The organism is Nocardioides candidus (assembly GCF_041321175.1).
GTDB lineage: Bacteria > Actinomycetota > Actinomycetes > Propionibacteriales > Nocardioidaceae > Nocardioides.
Map to the genome: position 1 here is coordinate 143,616 of NZ_JBGGWC010000003.1, position 18,623 is coordinate 162,238.

Genomic DNA, 18,623 nt, shown 5'->3' on the forward strand with positions numbered 1-18,623 from the left:
AACACGTGTTCTATTGTGTGTCGATGACGGGTGTGCGCCACGTATGGGTGCGACCGGCCTTCGCGCCGACCGAGATGCCCGGCCTGGTGCTGGGCTGGCGGCAGACCCCTGGCTGGGAGGCCCAGGTGGTGTTCGTCGACCCCCGCGGCCGGGTGGCCCTCGAGTGGCTCCCGGCCGATCAGCTGCGGCCGATCGAGGCCACCCAGCGGACGGGGTCGGCGTACGGGTGAGGCCGCGGAGCGCTCAGCGCGCCGCCCACTCCTCGTCGGACATCCGCAGCATCGCGCCCGCCACCACGGCGAAGCCCACCGCGTTGCCGCCCCACGCGACCAGGTCGAGCGTGTGGCTGGACACGATCACCGCGGCGACGAAGTGGAGCGGTTGCGCGACGACGACGACGATCGCGGCCCACCGCGGGACCGCCGTACCTCTCAGCAGCGCGCAGCCCAGCAGCACCGTGCCGACGACGTGGCCGACCACGAAGACCCCACCGGCGATCAGCGCGCTGGGGTGCAGGTCGGCGTACGCGTCGGCGACGACGTCGGCCGGCAGCCCCTTGCGTACGGCGAACAGCGCGGCCGCATCGCTCGCGACCAGCCAGCCGATCACCAGGTAGCCGGGGACGAGCAGCGCGACCCCGGCCGCAGCGAGCCGCGGCGACTCCCGGCGAGCGACCTTGCCGACCGCCAGCACTGCCGGCACCAGCGCCAGCATGCCGATGAAGCCGAACCAGACAGCGACGTTCTCCGCGGTCTGGTGCTGCGCGATCTCGTGTGCGATCTCCGTGCTGGAGTCCGTGGTGTCGTAGGGGATCAGGTAGCGCAGCAGGGCGATGGCCGCGGGGCCTACCGGCAGCAGCAGGGCGAGCGGGACCCGGCCGCGCCACCGCAGGTCGCCGCGCGTCGGAGCGGGAGCGGTCGTCGTGGTCATCGGACCGCCACCTCGCGCATCGGGGCCGGCCGGACGACCAGGGCGACGCCCGCCACCGTGAGCACGGCGAACACCACCACGAGCGCCTGGATGGCCGCGGGCACACCGTCGACGAAGAACGCCGGCAAGGCCGTCAGTGCGGACAGCACCCGGAGCACGGCCAGGGGCGCGATCGCACGCGTCGACCCCTTCCAGGCGTAGCCGACGAGCACCAGGCTGACCAGGCCGATGACCGCGCCCACGAGCGCGACCTCCATCGGCGGGTGCTTGCCGTCGGTGGTCAGCGGACCGGCAAGGTCGGCGACCGAGAGCAGCCCGAGGAGGGCGAGACCGGCGGTGCGGGAGCGGTTCATGGACTTCTCCTTCGTGAGGGTGGCGGCGGGTCCGCCGTGGTCACCAGGCTCGGTCCGGGAGCGCACCCGCGGTCAGGGCCGGCACTCCCCCGGCCCGGGGAAGCTGCCCGGGCACCCGGGATCCCGATCCCGTGCCAGCGGACGCGAGCGGCGCCACAATGACCGGGTGACCGGACGGCGCACCTCCCTCCTCCTCGGCGGCTTCGCCGTGGCCGAGGTTGCCGCCGGGGTCGTCGTCGCGGCCGTCGCCGGCATGTCGTTCGACGACGCTCTCAACGCCTTCGTGGTCACCAACGGGCTGATGGGGGTGTCCTTCGCCGTCTGCGGCGCCGTCATCGCTCGACACCGCCCGGACAACGCGGTCGGCTGGCTCTTCATCGCCGACGGGCTCGGGCATGCCACCGGAGCCCTCGCGGCGCCGATCGCCGCGCTCGCCCACGACCGGGGCGCACCTGCCGTGATCGAGCGGGTGGCGTCGACGGTACTGATGTACTCCTGGCCGTGGTCGATCGGCCTGTTCCTGCCTCTCGCCCTGCTGCTCGTCCCGGACGGTCGGGTGGAGTCCGCCGTCTGGCGCGTGGTCACCTGGGGCGTCGTCCTGACCAGCCCGCTGTTCGTCGCCGAGATCGGCCTCGACCCGCAACCGGTCACCGAGGGCTACCCGCGGAACTACCTCACCACCCGTCACTACGACGACCTCTCCGCGCTCTGGACCGTCTCCGAGCTCCGCACCAGCATCGCGATCGGGCTGGCCGTGGTGAGCCTGGTCGCGAGCTACCGCCGCGGCGACGAGCAGCGCCGCCGCCAGCTGCTCTGGCTGGTGCTCGCCGCGATCCTCGTCATCGCCGTCGTCGTCCCGTGGAGCTTCGTGTCGGGCACCCCGATCGTCGTCCTGCTGGCGATCCCGCTGATCCCCGTGGCGGTCGCCGTCGGCATCGTGCGGGCACAGCTGCTGGACATCCGGCTCGTGGTGTCCCGCGCGCTCGCGTGGCTGCTCCTGTCGCTGGGCGCAGTCGCCGGCTACGTCGTCCTCGTCGCCGCGCTCGACACCGTCATCAGCGCCCGCGTCGGGCGGTCCGCGCTGGTCACGGTGCTCGTCGCCCTTGCGCTCGCCCCCCTCCTGCCGCGGGTCCAGCGGCTCGTCGACCGTTGGATGTACGGCGACCGCAGCAATCCCGCCCGCGTCGCGTCACGCGTCGGCGAGGAGCTGCTCGCGGGTGGCCACGACGACCTCACCGGCGTCGCCGACGCCGTGCGTACGGCGTTGCGCCTGCCCTACGTCGCCGTCCACTCCACCGGCGCGCCGCTCGCCGAGGCCGGCACGAGCGCGGGGGTCGAGGACCGGCTGCCGCTGTCCTACGCCGGCCAGGTCGTCGGCGAGATCGTCGTCGGCCTGCGACCCGGCGAGCGCCGGCTGTCGGCGGCCGACCGCTCGACCCTGGCGATCGTGGCCGCGTCGCTGGCCCTGGCCGTCCGCGCGTTCGCGCTCTCCGACGACCTGCGGCGCTCCCGCGAGGGACTCGTCGTCGCGCGCGAGGAGGAGCGTCGTCGGATCCGCCAGGACCTGCACGACGGCCTCGGTGCCGCGCTGACGGGCATCGCCCTCTCGGCCGACGCCGCCGCCAACCTCGTCGACACCGACCCCGCGACCTCGAGCGAGCTGCTCACGGCACTGCGGCACGACGTACGCGACGCCATCGCCGATGTCCGGCGCCTGGTCGACGACCTCCGCCCGCCGGCCCTCGACGAGCTCGGTCTCCTCCAGGCGCTGCGCCAGCGCGCGGACCAGCTCGCCTGGCGGCCCGACGGCACCACGATCGACGTACGCCTCGACGTGCCGGACACCCTGCCGGCGCTCCCGGCGGCCGTCGAGGTCGCGGCGTTCCGCATCGCCACCGAGGCGCTCACCAACGTCGCCCGGCACGCCGGCGCGAGCGGCGCCGTGCTGCGGTTGGAGTGCGACGGACGGCTCGACCTCGCCGTGCTCGACGACGGTGACGTGACCGAGCCCTGGTCGCCGGGCGTCGGACTGGCCGGCATGCGCGAACGCGCCGTCGAGCTCGGGGGCCACTTCGAGGCCGGCCCGTGCTCGTCCGGCGGCCGGGTGTTCGTCTCCCTCCCCCTGGACGCGGCATGAGCGCCGTCCGGGTCGTCGTCGCCGACGACCATCCCGTCGTCCGGGCCGGGATCACCGCGCTGCTGTCCTCCCTGCCCGACATGGAGATCGTCGGCACCGCCACCAACGGGCGCGAGGCCGTGCGCGAGGTCGTGACCACCCGGCCCGACGTGGCGCTCCTCGACCTGAAGATGCCCGAGCTCGACGGCATCGCGGCGACCCGCGAGATCGCCAAGGTCGCACCGGAGGTGGGCATCCTCGTGCTGACCATGTATGACGACGACGACTCCGTGTTCGCCGCCATGCGGGCCGGTGCCCGTGGCTACCTCGTCAAGGGGGTGGAGCAGGACGACATCGCCCGCGCGATCCGCTCGGTCGCCGCGGGCGAGGCGATCTTCGGCCCGGGGGTCGCCCAGCGGGTGCTCGGCTTCCTCACGACGCCCGCACCGACGGAACGGGCCACCTTCCCCGAGCTCACCCCACGGGAGCACGAGGTGCTCGACCTGCTCGCCGCCGGCCACAGCAACCACCGGATCGCCGAGCGGATGGGCCTCGCACCGAAGACGGTGGCCAACAACGTCTCCTCGATCTTCGCCAAGCTGCAGGTCGCCGACCGCGCGCAGGCGATCGTGCGGGCCCGCCGGGCGGGGTTGGGGGCCGACGAGCCGGACTGACCCGCGGCCCCGCCCCGTCACAGCTTGTCCAGCACCTCCCGCGCGGCCCTCTCCCCCGCGCGGACGGCGCCGTCCATGAAGCCCGACCAGTAGGTCGAGGTCTCGGTCCCGGCCCAGTGCACCCGGCCGTGCGGCTCGCGGATGGTGTGGCCGACCGTGGAGATCGCGCCCGGCTTCGGGAGTGCGATCGGTCCGCCGGTGGTCCACTTCTCGAGCGTCCAGTCGTGCTCGGTGTACTCGATCGGGTGCAGGGCCTGCTCGCCGAACATCTCGGCGAAGCCCTCGAGCACGGCCTGCCTGCGCTGTGCGAGCGGCAGCCGCCCGTAGGTCTTCCACGTCGAGCCGCCGACGAAGGCGAGCAGCACGCCGGGTCCGCCCTTGGCGGGCGTGTTGTCGAAGACGGCCCGAGTGGCACCGGAGTGCGAGAGCCCGGAGCCCGACAGACCGGCCTCCCGCCAGAACGGCGTCTCGTAGACGGCGTCGCACTTCATCAGGTGGCCCATCGGCATGCTCTGCAGCAGCCGGCGCCGCTGCGTCGGGAGCTGCGGGTCCCAGTCGATGTCGAGGACCAGCGGCGGGGGGCACGCGACCACGACCCGCTTCGCCCGTACGGCGCCACGGTCCGTGTGCACGGTCGCCCGGCCGCCGTGCTGCACGATGCGCCGCACCGGCGCGTTGAGTGCCACCCGGTCACCCAGCTGGCGGGCGACCCGGAGCGGCACCGCCTGCGAGCCGAGCTTGAAGCGGGAGTCCTGCGCGCCGTCCTTCGTGCTGGAGGACCGCTCGAAGGTGCCGACCTCGCTCTCGTTGCCCGCGGTCGCGATGAACCACGCGAGGAAGAGGACCGAGACGTTGCCGGCGTCGGAGCCCCAGCTCGGCTGGAAGTAGCACTTGAGGAGGTTGTCGGTGTCGGTGGACAGGGTCTGCTGTGCGACCCAGTCCTGCACCGTCGTCGCGTCCCACTCGGCCGCCTTCGGGTGGTCCCAGGGCGCGTCGACGTCGATTTGCTTGGCCATGCCGTCGATGCGGGCCTGCAGCAGTGCCGCGTCGAGGAGGATGCTCGGGTCGGTCGGCACGGTGCCGGTGTAGGTCGAGCGGTGCCCGTTCTTGACGTAGACGTTGTCGCCCTCGAGGTACTCCTTGAACACCTTCACCCCGAGCTCGTCCGCGAGCGCTCGGATCCGGTCCTGCGTCGGTCCGATGAACGCACCGCCGGCCTCGATCACCCCGCCCGCGTCGAGGTGGTGGTTGAGCACCCGCCCGCCGACCCGGTCGCGGGCCTCGACGACGAGCACGTCGGCGCCACCCTTGGCGAGCTGTCGGGCAGTGGTGAGGCCGGACACCCCGGCCCCCACGACGACGACGTCGACCGCCGCGGGGAGCGGTCCGCGCCGGGTGGCCGCCTGCGCTGGCCGCCACAGCCCGCTGGCGACGCCGGCCACACCTGCTGCTCCCACGGTGAGCCCGCCAAGCAGCTCCCGACGACCGATCCCTGCGCCCATTCGCAACCCCTGGTGTTATCAGGTCATTTGTCCTACACCTAACGACGCGCCTCCCCCGCCGTTACGTCCGGGGCCGGTCCCGAGGTCGTAGGGTTGGCGGAGGACAGAGACGGGGGACCCATGGCACGGATGCCACTGGCGCAGCGACGGCAACAGCTCGTCGACGCCGCGATCGCGGTGCTCACCCGCGACGGCGTGCCGAAGGCCACCACGCGCGCGATCGTCGCCGAGGCCGGCACCTCCCTCAGCGTCTTCCACTACTGCTTCGACTCCAAGCAGGAGCTCCTCGACGCCGTCATCAAGACGCTCGTCGGCACCACCGTCGACCTCGCGGAGGCGTCCTTCGCCGACGGGGCCACCCGCCGCGAGATGGTCCGCGCCGGCCTCGAGGCGTACTGGTCGCACGTCGTGGCCAACCCCGACCACCACCTGCTCACCTACGAGCTCACGCAGTACTGCCTACGCACGCCCGGCTACGGCGAGGTCGCCCGCCAGCAGTACGAGCACTACGCCCACGCGTTCATCGCGCTCCTCGAGGGCATCGGCGCGACCCCGGCGCTGCCGAGCGAGGTGATGGGGCGCTACCTCGCGGCGCTCATCGACGGTGTCACGCTCGACTGGCTGGTCCGGCGCGACGACACGAGCTCGCGCCGGGTCCTCGACCTGATGGCGCAGCAGATCGACGAGGTCATGCTGCTGCCCGAGACGGCGCCGTCCCGGGCCTGAGCCCCTCGCTCAGTCGTCGTCGCTCGCGAGGTCCTCGTTGTGGGTGCCGGGGCGCGGCGCCCACGGCAGCTCCTTGGCCGGACGTACGACGACCAGCCGGTCACCCCTGGCCAGCACGGTGACCACCGGGTCGAAGTAGCGGTAGACCTTCTCGTCGCGCACCACGGCGATCACCTGGTCGGCCACGGACTGCGGAGGCACCCCGACCTCCGAGACCAGCAGCTCGCGCTCCGCGACCTCGAGCCCCTCGCCGTAGGTGAGCAGGTCCTCCATCACCGAGCCGAGGGTCGGCGACAGGGTCGAGAGGCCGAGCAGGCGGCCGACGGCGTCGGCGGAGATGATCACCGAGTCCGCGCCCGACTGCCGGATCAGCGGCGCGTTCTCCTGCTCGCGCACCGCGGCCACGATGAAGGCATCGGGGTTGAGCTGGCGCACGGTCAGGGTGGCGAGCACGTTGGTGTCGTCGCGGGCCGTCGTGACGATGACCTGGTCGGCCGTGGCGACGCCCGCCCGTCGCAGCACGTCGCGACGCGTCGCGTCGCCGGTGACCACCGCGAGGTGGTCGGCGTGCGCCTCGGCGAGCGCGTCCGGACTGGGGTCGACCACCACCACGTGGTCGCGGTCGAGGCCGTTGTTGACCAGGGTGTCGACGGCACTGCGACCCTTCGTGCCGTAGCCGATCACCACTACGTGGTGGTCCATGTGCTTCCTCCAACGGGCGATCCGGAACATCTCGCGCCCGCGCTGTGCGAGCACCTCCAGGGTGGTGCCGATCAACAGGACCAGGAACCCGATGCGGGCCGGCGTGATGATGAACGCGTTGACCAGGCGGGCCTGGTCGGAGACCGGCGCGATGTCGCCGTACCCGGTCGTGCTCAGGGTGACGGTCGAGTAGTAGATCGCGTCGATGACCGTGACCTCGCCGTACGGGTGGGCCGCGGTGGCGTCACCCGCGTCGCGGTAGCCGTCGTGGTCGAACATGACCAGCAGCACCGTGCCGGCCATGATCGCGAACGCCGCGAGGAGCCGTCGGCTCAGCTGCCACCACGGCGACCGGGCACGCTCGGGCAGCGCGACCCGGCTCGGCGCCCGGTTGGCACCGTCGGAGGTCGCTTCGTCGTCCGCCACAGCGGGGAATCTATGGCATCGGCTCGGTGGAGCCGCGCTCCCTCGCCTGCGTGACCCGGTTGCGGAACCGCGCGACGAGCTCGCGCCGCGCCCGCGTGGTCGCGGCTTGGGGGAAGGTCGAGTCGAAGGCGGCGTTGACGGCGGCCCCGATGAGCACGGCGATCGCGACGATGTAGAGCCACAGGAGCACCGCGATCGGGGCCGCCAGCGGCCCGTAGATCGAGCGCGAGTCCGTCGACGTCACGGTGAGGACCCATCGCAGCAGGTAGGACCCGAGGATCCAGGCGACGAGCGAGAAGGTGGCCCCCGGGAGGTTGAAGCTCCAGTTGGTCCGCACCGGCACCGACACGTGGTAGAGCGTGGCCAGGAAGCAGATGCAGACCAGGATCACGAGCGGCCAGTAGAAATTCATGAGGAAGTCGGCCCGGTTGGGCAGCCACCGGCGCACGATGGTCGGTCCGGCGACGACGAGCGGGATCGAGATGGCACCGGTGATCAGCGCCAGGATGTAGAGCACGAAGGAGAGTGCGCGCGTCTTGACGATCCCGCGGTGCCCGCCGAGCCCGTGCATGATCGTGATGGTGTCGACGAAGACGTTGAGCGCCCGCGAGCCCGACCACAGGGCCAGCACGAACCCGAGCGAGATCACGTCGAAGCGACCGCCCTTGAGCACGTCGTCCATCGTCGGCACGATCACCCGGTTGACCGCGCGGTCGGTGAGGAACGTCGAGAACACGTCGACGACCGCCTGCTGGATGTCGTCGACCTGCGCGTCGGTGAAGTTCTCCGAGACGTAGCCGACCGCCCCGGCGAGGGCGAAGATCAGCGGCGGGACCGAGAGGACGGCGAAGAACGCACCCTCGGCCGCGAGCCCGGTCACCCGGTACTTCAGGCACGAGCCGACCGTGGTGACCACGAGCCGCCAGACCAGGTGGAGGAAGCGCCGCAACGGCGATCGAGCAGCGTCCTCCACGGCGCCCACCGTAGTCGGGACGCGACAGGGAGCCGGTGCGCCTCGCGCGCACCGGCTCCCTTCGTCGTGCTTCTCACACCCGGGGGCGCGCCCGGGTCGTGGCCCGGCTCACGCCAGGACGGGGACCGTCCGCTGCTCGTCGTCCGCGACCTCCTCGCGCGGACCCTCGACGTCGTCGTCGAGCATCGTGGTCTCGTCGAAGGGCTCCTCGCCAGCGAGCACCCGGTCGAGGCGGGCCCGGTCGAGGCCGCCCGTCCAGGTGCCGATCAGCACCGTCGCGACCGCGTTGCCCGCGAAGTTGGTCAGCGCGCGGCACTCCGACATGAACCGGTCGATGCCCACGATCAGGCCGACGCCGTCGAGCAGCTCGGGCCGGTGCGAGCTCAGGCCGCCGGCGAGCGTCGCCATGCCCGCGCCGGTCACGCCCGCGGCGCCCTTCGACGCGACCATCATGAAGACGAGCAGCGAGATCTGCTCGCCGATCGACAGCGGGTCGCCCATCGCGGTCGCGATGAACAGCGAGGCCATCGTCAGGTAGATCGCGGTGCCGTCGAGGTTGAAGGAGTACCCGGTCGGCACGACGACGCCCACGGTCGGCTTGTCGACACCGGCGTGCTCCATCTTGGCGATGAGCCGCGGCAGAGCCGACTCCGAGGACGAGGTCGAGAGGATGAGCAGGAACTCGCGCCCCAGGTAGCGCAGCAGCGCGAAGATGTTGACGCCCGTCGACACCTTGAGGACCAGGCCGAGCACGACGAAGACGAAGAGCGCGCAGGTCACGTAGAACCCGATCATCAGCACGGCGAGGCTCTTCAGCGCGTCGACGCCGGTCTCCCCCACCACGCCCGCGATCGCGCCGAACGCGCCGACCGGCGCGGCCCACATGATCATCGAGAGCACCCGGAAGACCAGTCGCTGCAGGTGGCCGACGCCGCGGAGCACCGGCTCACCCGCGCTGCCCATGGCCTGCAGCGCGAAGCCCACCAGGAGGGCGATGAGCAGCGTCTGCAGCACCTCGCCCGACGTCAGCGCCGAGAGCATCGAGTCCGGCACGATGCCGAGCAGGAAGTCGGTCGTGCTGCCGTGGCCGGCCTCGGCCTGCGCGGCGCCGGCGGAGGCCGTCTCGGCCGTGATGTGGAGGCCCGAGCCGGGGTGCAGCACGTTGCCGACGACGAGCCCGATGCCGAGCGCGACGGTCGACATCACCATGAAGTACAGCAGCGAGAGGCCGCCGACCTTGCCCACCCGCGCGGCGCTGCGGACGGAGCCGACGCCCAGCACGATCGTGCAGAAGATGACCGGCTGGATCATCATCTTGATCAGCGCGACGAACGCCATGCCCAGGGGCTTGAGCTCGACCGCGAACGACGGGGCCGCGAGTCCGACGACGATGCCGGCCACGACCGCGCCGACCACGGCGAGGTAGAGGTAGTGGGTGCGGTCCCGGCGCGTGGGCCGGCCCGCCGTACCGGGGGCTGCTGAGGGGGTCTGGATGCTCATGGCTCGACTCTCGCCGCGGCTGTGACCTGGGTCACCGTTGCGGTCGTTGTGTTCGTGACGCACGCCACTCAGGTCCCTCGGCAACGCTCCCTGACTGGGACACAATGGCCGCGTGCGCCGCCCTCGGTTCCTCGCGGACCTCTCGGTCGCCCGCCAGATCCTGCTGCTGCAGGTCGGGGTGGTCGTCGTCCTCGTGGTGACCGCGATCGGCCTGACGGCGTACGACGCCCGGCGCGACGTCCGCGACCACGCGGCCGACCGCGCGGTGGCCGTGGCGGAGTCCGTCGCCGACTCCCCCACGGTGCGACGCGAGGTGCAGCGGCCCGACCCGGCGACCTCGGCGAGCCTCCAGCCCTATGCCGAGCAGGTGCGCGTCGACACCGACACCGACTTCGTCGTGGTCATGGGGCTCGACCGCACCCGCTACACCCATCCCGACCCCACCAACATCGGGAAGCCGTTCATCGGCGATCTCGGCGACGCGCCGGACGGCCGGGTGTTCACCCAGCAGTACACCGGGACGCTCGGTCCCTCTGTGCGCGCGGTCGTCCCTGTGCTCGACGGCGACCGCGTGGTCGCACTCGTCTCGGTCGGCATCGAGGTCAGCGACATCGACCGCGAGCTGCGCCGCGACGTGCTCGCCATCCTCGCGGCCGCGGGCGGGGTCCTCGTCGTCGGCCTCCTCGGCGCCGCCCTCGTCAGCCGGCGGCTGCGTCGGATGACGCACGGCATGGGCGAGCGCGAGATCGCCCGCATGTACGAGTACTTCTCCGCGGTCCTGCACGCGGTGCGCGAGGGCCTGCTGCTGCTCGACCTCGACGGCCGGGTGGAGCTGGTCAACGACGAGGCCAGGCGGCTGCTCGACCTCCACGACGACGTCCTCGGGCGTCACGTCGGCGGGCTGGGGCTCGCACCGGGGCTCGTCACCGCGGTCCTCGGCCGCGCGACGGAGTCCGACGACCTCTACCTGGCCGGTGACCGGATGCTCGTCGTCTCCACGGCGCCCGCCCTGTGGGAGGGCCGCGAGGTCGGCTCGGTCGTGAGCCTGCGCGACCACACGGAGCTGCGGTCGGTCACCGGCGAGCTCGACGTCGTACGGCGGCTGACGGAGTCGCTGCGCTCGCAGAACCACGAGGCGGCCAACCGGCTGCACACCGTGGTCTCCCTCATCGAGATGGGCCGTCCCGAGGACGCGGTGGACTTCGCCACCGAGGAGCTGCAGGTGGCCCAGCTGCTCGCGGACCGCGTCGTCGGTGCCGTGGACGACCCGGTCGTCGCGGCGCTCCTCCTCGGCAAGTCGGCCGAGGCGGCCGAGCGTGGCATCGACCTCTCGATCTCCGGCTCGGTCACCGACACCGGGGCGCTGCCGGGCCGCGACCTGGTGACCGTGATCGGCAACCTCGTCGACAACGCCTTCGACGCGGTCGCCGGCGCCGAGGAGCGGCGGGTCCGGGTCGAGGTGCACGGCGCCGAGCACGCCCTCACCGTCGCCGTCGAGGACAGCGGGCCCGGCATCGACGACGACACGGCGGCGCAGGTGCTCGAACGCGGCTGGACCACCAAGGCGGCGCCCGGCGCCGGTCGCGGCCTCGGTCTGGCGCTCGTCGTCCAGGTCGCGCGTCGCCACGGCGGCGCCGTCGACGTCGGCCGCTCGGCCCTGGGCGGCGCGCGATTCACCGTGGTGATGCGCACCGAGGACGCGCCATGACCGTCCGGGTGCTCGTGGTCGAGGACGAGGTGCGCGCGGCCGAGGCGCACGCGTCGTACGTCGGGCGCGTGCCGGGCTTCGAGGTCGCCGGCATCGCCCACTCCGCGGCCGCCACCCTGCGCCTGCTGGACGCCGCCCGCGCCGCCGCCGAGCCGGTCGACCTGCTCCTGCTCGACATGCACCTGCCGGACGGGCACGGTCTGGGTCTGCTGACGGCCGTCCGCGCAGCCGGGCACCTCTGCGACGTGATCGCCGTGACGGCGGCCCGCGACACCGACGTCGTCCGGCACGCGGTCGCACAGGGCGTCGTGCTCTACCTGCTGAAGCCGTTCACGTTCGCGACCTTCCGCACCAAGCTGGAGCAGTACGCCACCTACCGCGACTCCCTCGACTCCGCCCCGCGCGAGGTGGTGCAGGACGAGGTCGACCGACTTCTCGGCTCGCTGCGCCCGACCGGCACCGCCCCGCTGCCCAAGGGCATGAGCCCGGAGACGCTGCGCGACGTCACCACGGCGGTCCGCGCCGCCTCCGACGGCCTGTCCGCCAGCGAGGTCGCGGCCACGATCGGGATCTCCCGCGTCACCGCCCGCCGCTACCTCGAGCACCTGGCCGCAGGCGGCCTGGCCGACCGGCAGCCACGCTACGGCGGCGGTGGGGGCCGGCCCGAGGTCGCCTACCGATGGCGCTGAGGGTCGTCCACAGGCCAGGGTGAGCCCCTCGCGGTCCCGGCTCTCGTTCGCGACGATCTCGGGGTGGTGACTTCATCTCGGGCGCCGACGGACGTACCGAAGCCGGCCTTGCGCGCGCGGCTGAGCGGGCGCGACGACCCGCGCGAGCACTTCGGTACGTCCGTCGGCGAGGCGATCCACCGGCTCGGCGGCGTGGCCACCGCTGCTCAGCTGTTGGAGACGGTCAAGAAGTCGGCCATCGATCGCGCGGTCCGCGAAGGAGACGTCGTGCGAGCTGCTCGCGGACGCTACGTCGTGGCTTCGGCGGACGCCGCGGTGGCGAGCGCCCATGCGGTCAAGGGCGTCCTGTGCCTGACGAGCGCGGCGCTGTTCCACGGGTGGGCGGTCAAGGCGGTCCCGGAGGTCCCCCACGTCTCCTTCCGACGCAATCGCCGGCTGACGGCCGAGCAGCTGCGGCTCGTCGTGCCGCACCGCCACGACCTCGCGCCCGACGACGTCGTCGACGGCATCGCCACCTGCAAGGAGGTCACCTTGCTGCAGTGCCTCCGCTCTCTGCCCGACGACGAGGCGCTCGCGATCGCCGACTCCGCCGCACGGGCCGGCGAACGGGCCACGCTCGCGCGCGTCAGGGCGATCGCCGGAGGACCCGGTGCCGCGCGGGTGCGAGCGCTCGCGGCGGCGGCGCGACCCGACGCGGCGAACCCGTTCGAGTCGGTGCTCCGGTCGGTGGCGCTGACCGTGGCGGGTCTGCGGGTCGAGCCGCAGCGCCTGATCACCTCGGTGCGCCCCTCAGCGCGCCCCGACCTGGTCGACGAGGACCTCCGCATCGTCCTCGAGGCCGACTCGTTCGAGTGGCACGGCGATCGCGCCGCCCTGCAGCGCGACGCGCGCCGCTACGACCAGCTGGTCGTCGACGGGTGGATCGTCCTGCGCTTCGCGTGGGAGGACGTCATGTTCGACCAGGAGTTCGTCCGCGCGGTCCTGGTCGCGGCGGTCGACCTCGCCGACCGACGTACCCAAGTGCTCTGCGTGCGGTGCGGCGCCGCCTGAGCAGCCGTTCCGGATCAGGCTTCGGTACGTCCGTCGGCGATCAGGAGAGCTCGAGGCCCGGGTAGAGCGGGTGCTTGTCGAGCAGCTCGGCGGAGGCGTCCTTGACCTTGTCGGCCACGCCCTCGGCGAGGTTGTAGGACGCCTTGCTCGGGTCGCCCGCCTTCGTGGTGCCCGGCGTGGTGTTCTGCAGCACGTGCACGATCAGCTCGGCCACCCGGTCGAACTCGTCGTGGCCGAAGCCGCGCGTCGTCAGCGCCGGGGTGCCCAGGCGCACGCCGGAGGTGTACCAGGCGCCGTTGGGGTCGGCCGGGACCGAGTTGCGGTTGGTGACGACGCCGGCATCGAGGAGGGCCGACTCCGCCTGACGGCCGGTGAGGCCGAACGAGGTGACGTCGAGCAGCACGAGGTGGTTGTCGGTGCCGCCGGTCACGAGCTTGGCGCCGCGGGTCAGGAAGCCCTCGGCGAGCGACTTGGCGTTGTCGGCGATCTGCTGTGCGTAGGTCTGGAACGAGGGCTGGCGTGCCTCGGCGAACGCCACGGCCTTCGCGGCCATCACGTGCGAGAGCGGGCCGCCGAGCACCATCGGGCAGCCGCGGTCGACGCTGGGCGCGTACTCCTCGGTCGCGAGAATGAAGCCGCCGCGCGGCCCGCGCAGCGACTTGTGCGAGGTGCTGGTGACGACGTGGGCGTGCGGCACCGGGTCCTCGTCGCCGGTGAACACCTTGCCTGCCACCAGGCCCGCGAAGTGGGCCATGTCGACCATCAGGGTCGCGCCGACCTCGTCGGCGATCTCGCGCATCTTGGCGAAGTTCACCCGGCGCGGGTAGGCGGAGTAGCCGGCCACCAGGATCAGCGGCTTGAACTCCTTGGCCTTCGCGCGCAGGGCGTCGTAGTCGACCAGGCCCGTCTCCGGGTCGGTGCCGTACTGCTGCTGGTGGAACATCTTGCCGCTGATGTTGGGCCGGAATCCGTGGGTCAGGTGGCCGCCCGCGTCGAGGCTCATGCCGAGCAGGCGCTGATTGCCCAGCTCCTTGCGGAGCTTCTCCCAGTCCTCGTCGGTGAGGTCGTTCATGTTCTTCACGCCGGCGTCCTGGAGCCAGGGGCCCTCGACGCGGTGAGCCAGGATCGCCCAGTACGCCGTCAGGTTGGCGTCGATGCCGGAGTGGGGCTGCACGTAGGCGTACTCAGCGCCGAAGAGCTCGCGGGCGTGCTCGGCTGCGATCGACTCCACCGTGTCGACGTTCTGGCAGCCGGCGTAGAAGCGGTGCCCGATCGTGCCCTCGGCGTACTTGTCGCTGAACCAGGTGCCCATCGTCAGCAGGACCGCCGGCGACGCGTAGTTCTCGCTCGCGATCAGCTTGAGCGATCCACGCTGGTCGGCGAGCTCCTGGCGGGTCGCGTCGGCGATGCGCGGCTCGACGGAGGCGATCACCTCCAGTGCCTGGTTGTACGCGCTGCTGACGAGGCTGCTCGAGACCGGGTCGCTCATGCGGAAGATCGTAGGGCGCCACGGCGTTCCGATCACTGTGACCCCTGCTCTTGGTCTTCCCGACGGGTGTGACGTCCGTCGCACGCAGCGCTTCCACGCGGGGGAACGGCTGGAGAGTCGTCCACATCGCGAGACTTGCGTCCACATCATGAGATCCAGGTTTGTGGACCGGCCGTCCGCAGTCTGAGACTGGTTGACATGGTCTCCGCTGCAACGCACGCCTTCCTCGTGGTACGCCGCCACGTGGACTTCGGGCGCACCCGCAGCAGCATGTGTTGGTCCCGCTGATCCCACCGCGCTCCCAGACCACGACCGCGCGCGACGCGCGCCCCTCAGCGAAGGACCTCGAAGAACCATGGCCGACCTGCGCTACGACTCCCAGCCGCCGCAGCACACCGACGTCCCCCGGCCGCGACGTGCCGAGGGCCAGTGGGCCTTCGGGTACCGCGAGCCGCTGAACAAGAACGAGGAGTCGAAGAAGAACGACGACCCGCTCAACGTGCGGGACCGCATCCTCTACGTCTACTCCAAGCGCGGCTTCGACTCCATCGACCCGGCCGACCTCCGCGGTCGCTTCCGGTGGATGGGTCTCTACACCCAGCGCAAGCCCGGCATCGACGGCGGCCGGACCGGCGCCCTGGAGGAGGAGGAGCTGGACGACCGCTACTTCATGCTGCGGGTCCGCTCCGACGGCAAGCTGCTCTCCCCCGCCGCTGTCCGCACGCTGGGGCAGATCGGCGTGGACTTCGCCCGGGACACCGCCGACGTCACCGACCGGCAGAACATCCAGTACCACTGGATCGACATCGTGGACGTGCCGGAGATCTGGGAGCGGCTCGACGCCGTCGGCCTGCACTCCACCGAGGCGTGCGGCGACTCGCCGCGGCCGTTCCTGGGTTCTCCTGTCGCGGGCGTCGCGGCCGACGAGATCATCGACGGCACGCCGGCGCTCGCCGAGATCGAGCGCCGCTACATCGGCCACAAGGACTTCTCGAACCTGCCCCGCAAGTTCAAGACGGCCGTGACCGGTCACCCGAGCCAGGACGTCTCGCCGGAGACCAACGACGTCTCCTTCGTCGCCTCGGTCCACCCCGAGCACGGCCCCGGCTTCGACGTCTGGGTCGGGGGCGGCCTGGCCACCAACCCGATGCTCGCCCAGAAGCTCGGTGTGTGGATCCCGCTCGACGAGGTCGCCGACGTGTGGTCGGGCGTCGCCGGGATCTTCCGCGACTACGGCTACCGCCGGCTGCGCTCGCGGGCCCGCCTGAAGTTCCTCGTCGCCGACTGGGGCGTGGAGAAGTTCCAGGAGGTCCTCGAGAACGAGTACCTCGGCAAGAAGCTGGTCAACCTCGAGTCCCCCGCCGCGCCGGTCGGTCACCGCGACCACATCGGCGTGCACCCCCAGAAGGACGGCAAGTTCTACGTCGGCGTCGCTCCGACCGTGGGCCGGGTCTCCGGCACCCTGCTGGTGCAGCTGGCCGACCTGCTCGAGGAGTACGGCGTCGACGGTGCCCGCCTGACGCCGTACCAGAAGATCGTGCTCATCGGGGTGGCCGGCGACAAGGTCGACGAGCTGATCGGCCGGCTCGACGAGATCGGCCTGTCCGCCAGGCCGTCCAACTGGCGCCGCAACACGATGGCCTGCACCGGCATCGAGTTCTGCAAGCTGGCGATCGTCGACACCAAGGAGCGCTCGCGCGCCCTGATCGCCGAGCTGGAGCGTCGCTTCCCCGACCTCGACACCCCGATCACCGTCAACGTCAACGGCTGCCCCAACGCCTGCGCCCGCACGCAGGTCGCGGACTTCGGTCTCAAGGGACAGCTCGTGCTCGACGACGACGGCAACCAGGTCGAGGGCTTCCAGGTCCACCTGGGCGGCGCCACCGGTCTGGGCGCGAGCTTCGGCCGCAAGCTGCGCGCCCACAAGGTGACCAGCGAGGGGCTCGACGACTACGTCAGCAACGTCGTGACCAACTTCCTCGCCGACCGCAAGGACGACGAGCGGTTCGCCGACTGGGTCGCCCGCGCCGACGAGGAGCTGCTCCGCGGCGACAAGGCCTTGGAGCCCGTCTCATGAGCGAGCGCGCGGTCCCGTTCCACTGCCCCTTCTGCGGCGAGGGCGACCTGTGGCCGCACGAGGCCACGCACGGGTCGTGGGAGTGCCGGTCGTGCCTGCGCGCGTTCTCGCTCAAGCTGATCGGTCTGCTGCGTCCCGGAGGGGGCGAGACCCGATGAGCGTCTCCACCGCCAAGGCGCGCCTGGCCCGCGGCGCGGCGACCGAGGGCCGCTCCCCCGAGGAGCTGCGCGAGATCGTGTCCCACTGGGGTGCCGAGCTCGAGCTCGCGCCGGCCGAGGTCATCATCGAGTGGGCCGCCGCGACGTTCGGAGAGCGGTTCTGCGTCACGTCCTCGATGGGCGACGCGGTGCTGTCGCACGTCGCCTCCAAGGTGGTGCCCGGCATCGACGTGGTCTTCCTCGACACCGGCTACCACTTCGCCGAGACGGTCGGCACCGCCGACGCCGTCAAGCACACGCTGCCGGTCAACCTGCTCACGATCACGCCCGTCCAGAGCGTGGCGGAGCAGGACGCCGAGTACGGCAAGGACCTCTACAAGCGTGACCCCGACCTCTGCTGCAAGTTGCGCAAGGTGATCCCCCTTCAGGAATCCCTGTCCGGCTACGACGCGTGGGCCACCGGCTTGCGACGGGCGGAGACCCACAACCGGGTCATCGCCCCCGTCATCGGCTGGGATGCCAAGAAGGGCAAGGTCAAGGTTTCTCCGCTGGCTCGTTGGACCGACGAGCAGGTGGAGCGTTACATCGCGGACAACGGTGTCCTCGTGAACCCCCTCGTGTACGACGGCTATCCCTCGATCGGGTGCTGGCCGTGCACGCGCCGAGTCGCTCCGGGCGAGGACCCTCGCAGCGGGCGCTGGGCAGGCACCAACAAGACCGAGTGCGGGATCCATTCCTGAGCAGCACCGCACTCTTCCCCCCGTTCTTCCGCACCACATGAGAGGAGACAGCTCCTGATGGCCGCTCCTGCACTGGTCGCCCTGGCTCACGGCAGCCGGGACGCTCGCTCGTCCGCCACGATCACCGCCCTCGTCGACGAGGTGAAGGCCCTGCGCCCCGACCTCAAGATCGAGAAGGCCTTCCTCGAGCTCGCCAAGCCGGGGTTCCAGACCGTGATCGACCGGCTCGTCCGCGGCGGTCACGACGAGATCGTCGTCGTACCGCTGCTCCTCAACGAGGCCTTCCACGCCAAGGTCGACGTGCCCGAGGCGATCGCCGAGGCCACCACGCGTCACCCGGGGCTGAAGATCCGCGCGACCGACGTGCTCGGTCTCGAGGCGCGCTTCCTCGAGGTGCTCGACGAGCGGATGCGTGAGGCACTGAAGAGCGCGCGCGTGCGCGAGCTCGACGCCCTCGTGCTGGCTGCCGCCGGCTCGTCCGACCCGCTGGCCAACCAGGCCGTCGCGCGGCTCGCCCGCGTGTGGGGCACGCACCACAAGCTGCCGGTCACGGCCGCCTACGCCGCCGCCGCACCGCCGGCGACCGGCGAGGCCGTCCGGGCCTTCCGCGCGGAGGGTCGCCGGCACATCGCCGTCGCGTCACTCTTCCTCGCCCCGGGCCGGCTGCTCGACCACGCGACCGAGCTGGCCCTCGAGGCGGGCGCGGTGGCCGTGTCCGAGCCGCTCGGTGCCCACCCGGAGATCGCCCGCACGATCCTGGCGCGCTACGCCGTCGGGGCCGTCGAGCTCGTCCCCGTCTGATCGATCGAC

The 18,623-nt window shown here is 71.9% G+C and carries 18 protein-coding genes; 11 read left to right on the forward strand and 7 right to left on the reverse strand.

What is annotated here, in order from left to right:
* Positions 1 to 23: 23 nt before the first annotated feature.
* On the forward strand, positions 24 to 230 hold the full coding sequence (locus ACAX67_RS15015) for a hypothetical protein (protein WP_370704676.1): 207 nt from the start codon (positions 24 to 26) through the stop codon (positions 228 to 230).
* A gap of 13 nt (positions 231 to 243) precedes the next feature.
* Here ACAX67_RS15015 and ACAX67_RS15020 read toward each other — a convergent pair whose 3' ends face one another.
* Together ACAX67_RS15020 and ACAX67_RS15025 are read right to left on the reverse strand one after the other, a co-directional pair.
* A complete protein-coding gene (locus ACAX67_RS15020; protein ID WP_370704677.1) occupies positions 244 to 930 on the reverse strand; it encodes a DUF4386 family protein in 687 nt (228 codons plus the stop codon).
* Positions 927 to 1,283: a hypothetical protein gene (locus ACAX67_RS15025; RefSeq protein WP_370704678.1), complete on the reverse strand. Its 357-nt coding sequence runs from the start codon at positions 1,281 to 1,283 to the stop codon at positions 927 to 929. Before ACAX67_RS15025 ends, ACAX67_RS15020 begins: the two co-directional genes overlap by 4 nt.
* 166 nt (positions 1,284 to 1,449) lie before the next feature.
* Here ACAX67_RS15025 and ACAX67_RS15030 point away from each other — a divergent pair, with 166 nt between their 5' ends.
* Both ACAX67_RS15030 and ACAX67_RS15035 read left to right on the forward strand, forming a co-directional pair.
* Positions 1,450 to 3,420, forward strand: a complete 1,971-nt coding sequence (locus ACAX67_RS15030) for a sensor histidine kinase (protein ID WP_370704679.1) — start codon at positions 1,450 to 1,452, stop codon at positions 3,418 to 3,420.
* Positions 3,417 to 4,073 (forward strand): response regulator transcription factor, encoded by a 657-nt coding sequence (locus ACAX67_RS15035; RefSeq protein WP_370704680.1) that lies wholly within the window; start codon positions 3,417 to 3,419, stop codon positions 4,071 to 4,073. The genes ACAX67_RS15030 and ACAX67_RS15035 overlap by 4 nt, the downstream gene beginning before the upstream one ends.
* A 17-nt stretch (positions 4,074 to 4,090) precedes the next feature.
* Here the strand turns inward: ACAX67_RS15035 and ACAX67_RS15040 are convergent, their stop codons facing one another.
* On the reverse strand, positions 4,091 to 5,575 hold the full coding sequence (locus tag ACAX67_RS15040) for a flavin monoamine oxidase family protein (RefSeq protein ID WP_370704681.1): 1,485 nt from the start codon (positions 5,573 to 5,575) through the stop codon (positions 4,091 to 4,093).
* A 120-nt stretch (positions 5,576 to 5,695) separates the two neighbouring features.
* Here ACAX67_RS15040 and ACAX67_RS15045 point away from each other — a divergent pair, with 120 nt between their 5' ends.
* On the forward strand, positions 5,696 to 6,301 hold the full coding sequence (locus ACAX67_RS15045) for a TetR/AcrR family transcriptional regulator (RefSeq protein WP_370704682.1): 606 nt from the start codon (positions 5,696 to 5,698) through the stop codon (positions 6,299 to 6,301).
* Between the two features lie 9 nt (positions 6,302 to 6,310).
* Here the strand turns inward: ACAX67_RS15045 and ACAX67_RS15050 are convergent, their stop codons facing one another.
* From ACAX67_RS15050 to ACAX67_RS15060, 3 genes are all read right to left on the reverse strand, one after another.
* Positions 6,311 to 7,429 carry a potassium channel family protein gene (locus tag ACAX67_RS15050; protein ID WP_370704683.1) on the reverse strand — a complete coding sequence of 373 codons (1,119 nt, stop codon included), beginning with the start codon at positions 7,427 to 7,429 and terminating at the stop codon, positions 6,311 to 6,313.
* Positions 7,430 to 7,439: 10 nt separating this feature from the next.
* Positions 7,440 to 8,402, reverse strand: coding sequence for a YihY/virulence factor BrkB family protein (locus ACAX67_RS15055; protein ID WP_370704684.1), 963 nt, complete (start codon positions 8,400 to 8,402; stop codon positions 7,440 to 7,442).
* 108 nt (positions 8,403 to 8,510) lie between these two features.
* Positions 8,511 to 9,902: a cation:dicarboxylate symporter family transporter gene (locus tag ACAX67_RS15060; RefSeq protein WP_370704685.1), complete on the reverse strand. Its 1,392-nt coding sequence runs from the start codon at positions 9,900 to 9,902 to the stop codon at positions 8,511 to 8,513.
* A 112-nt stretch (positions 9,903 to 10,014) separates the two neighbouring features.
* On the opposite strand from ACAX67_RS15060, the gene ACAX67_RS15065 reads away from it, so the two are divergent.
* The 3 genes from ACAX67_RS15065 to ACAX67_RS15075 all read left to right on the forward strand — a co-directional run bounded on the left by ACAX67_RS15065 (position 10,015) and on the right by ACAX67_RS15075 (position 13,349).
* Positions 10,015 to 11,610: a sensor histidine kinase gene (locus ACAX67_RS15065; protein WP_370704686.1), complete on the forward strand. Its 1,596-nt coding sequence runs from the start codon at positions 10,015 to 10,017 to the stop codon at positions 11,608 to 11,610.
* Positions 11,607 to 12,299 carry a response regulator gene (locus tag ACAX67_RS15070; RefSeq protein ID WP_370704687.1) on the forward strand — a complete coding sequence of 231 codons (693 nt, stop codon included), beginning with the start codon at positions 11,607 to 11,609 and terminating at the stop codon, positions 12,297 to 12,299. Before ACAX67_RS15065 ends, ACAX67_RS15070 begins: the two co-directional genes overlap by 4 nt.
* Positions 12,300 to 12,362: 63 nt before the next feature.
* Positions 12,363 to 13,349: a DUF559 domain-containing protein gene (locus tag ACAX67_RS15075; protein WP_370704688.1), complete on the forward strand. Its 987-nt coding sequence runs from the start codon at positions 12,363 to 12,365 to the stop codon at positions 13,347 to 13,349.
* A gap of 40 nt (positions 13,350 to 13,389) precedes the next feature.
* Here ACAX67_RS15075 and ACAX67_RS15080 read toward each other — a convergent pair whose 3' ends face one another.
* A complete protein-coding gene (locus ACAX67_RS15080; protein ID WP_370704689.1) occupies positions 13,390 to 14,838 on the reverse strand; it encodes a glycine hydroxymethyltransferase in 1,449 nt (482 codons plus the stop codon).
* A gap of 355 nt (positions 14,839 to 15,193) precedes the next feature.
* On the opposite strand from ACAX67_RS15080, the gene ACAX67_RS15085 reads away from it, so the two are divergent.
* From ACAX67_RS15085 to ACAX67_RS15100, 4 genes are read left to right on the forward strand one after another with little or no spacing between them, the layout of a single operon-like run.
* Entirely contained in the window at positions 15,194 to 16,915 is a 1,722-nt protein-coding gene (locus ACAX67_RS15085; protein ID WP_370704690.1) for a nitrite/sulfite reductase, read from the forward strand.
* Positions 16,912 to 17,073, forward strand: coding sequence for a hypothetical protein (locus ACAX67_RS15090; protein ID WP_370704691.1), 162 nt, complete (start codon positions 16,912 to 16,914; stop codon positions 17,071 to 17,073). Before ACAX67_RS15085 ends, ACAX67_RS15090 begins: the two co-directional genes overlap by 4 nt.
* Positions 17,070 to 17,813: a phosphoadenylyl-sulfate reductase gene (locus ACAX67_RS15095; protein WP_370704692.1), complete on the forward strand. Its 744-nt coding sequence runs from the start codon at positions 17,070 to 17,072 to the stop codon at positions 17,811 to 17,813. Before ACAX67_RS15090 ends, ACAX67_RS15095 begins: the two co-directional genes overlap by 4 nt.
* 57 nt (positions 17,814 to 17,870) lie before the next feature.
* A complete protein-coding gene (locus ACAX67_RS15100) occupies positions 17,871 to 18,614 on the forward strand; it encodes a sirohydrochlorin chelatase (protein ID WP_370704693.1) in 744 nt (247 codons plus the stop codon).
* The last annotated feature ends 9 nt before the right edge of the window (positions 18,615 to 18,623 follow it).

Coding starts and splice junctions, on each gene's coding strand:
- ACAX67_RS15070 (WP_370704687.1), top strand. CDS start 11,607: ATGACCGTCCGGGTGCTCGTGGTCGAGGACGAGGTGCGCGCGGCCGAG.
- ACAX67_RS15085 (WP_370704690.1), top strand. CDS start 15,194: ATGGCCGACCTGCGCTACGACTCCCAGCCGCCGCAGCACACCGACGTC.
- ACAX67_RS15040 (WP_370704681.1), bottom strand. CDS start 5,575: ATGGGCGCAGGGATCGGTCGTCGGGAGCTGCTTGGCGGGCTCACCGTG.
- ACAX67_RS15060 (WP_370704685.1), bottom strand. CDS start 9,902: ATGAGCATCCAGACCCCCTCAGCAGCCCCCGGTACGGCGGGCCGGCCC.
- ACAX67_RS15025 (WP_370704678.1), bottom strand. CDS start 1,283: ATGAACCGCTCCCGCACCGCCGGTCTCGCCCTCCTCGGGCTGCTCTCG.
- ACAX67_RS15015 (WP_370704676.1), top strand. CDS start 24: ATGACGGGTGTGCGCCACGTATGGGTGCGACCGGCCTTCGCGCCGACC.
- ACAX67_RS15100 (WP_370704693.1), top strand. CDS start 17,871: ATGGCCGCTCCTGCACTGGTCGCCCTGGCTCACGGCAGCCGGGACGCT.
- ACAX67_RS15080 (WP_370704689.1), bottom strand. CDS start 14,838: ATGAGCGACCCGGTCTCGAGCAGCCTCGTCAGCAGCGCGTACAACCAG.
- ACAX67_RS15045 (WP_370704682.1), top strand. CDS start 5,696: ATGGCACGGATGCCACTGGCGCAGCGACGGCAACAGCTCGTCGACGCC.
- ACAX67_RS15090 (WP_370704691.1), top strand. CDS start 16,912: ATGAGCGAGCGCGCGGTCCCGTTCCACTGCCCCTTCTGCGGCGAGGGC.
- ACAX67_RS15035 (WP_370704680.1), top strand. CDS start 3,417: ATGAGCGCCGTCCGGGTCGTCGTCGCCGACGACCATCCCGTCGTCCGG.
- ACAX67_RS15095 (WP_370704692.1), top strand. CDS start 17,070: ATGAGCGTCTCCACCGCCAAGGCGCGCCTGGCCCGCGGCGCGGCGACC.
- ACAX67_RS15020 (WP_370704677.1), bottom strand. CDS start 930: ATGACCACGACGACCGCTCCCGCTCCGACGCGCGGCGACCTGCGGTGG.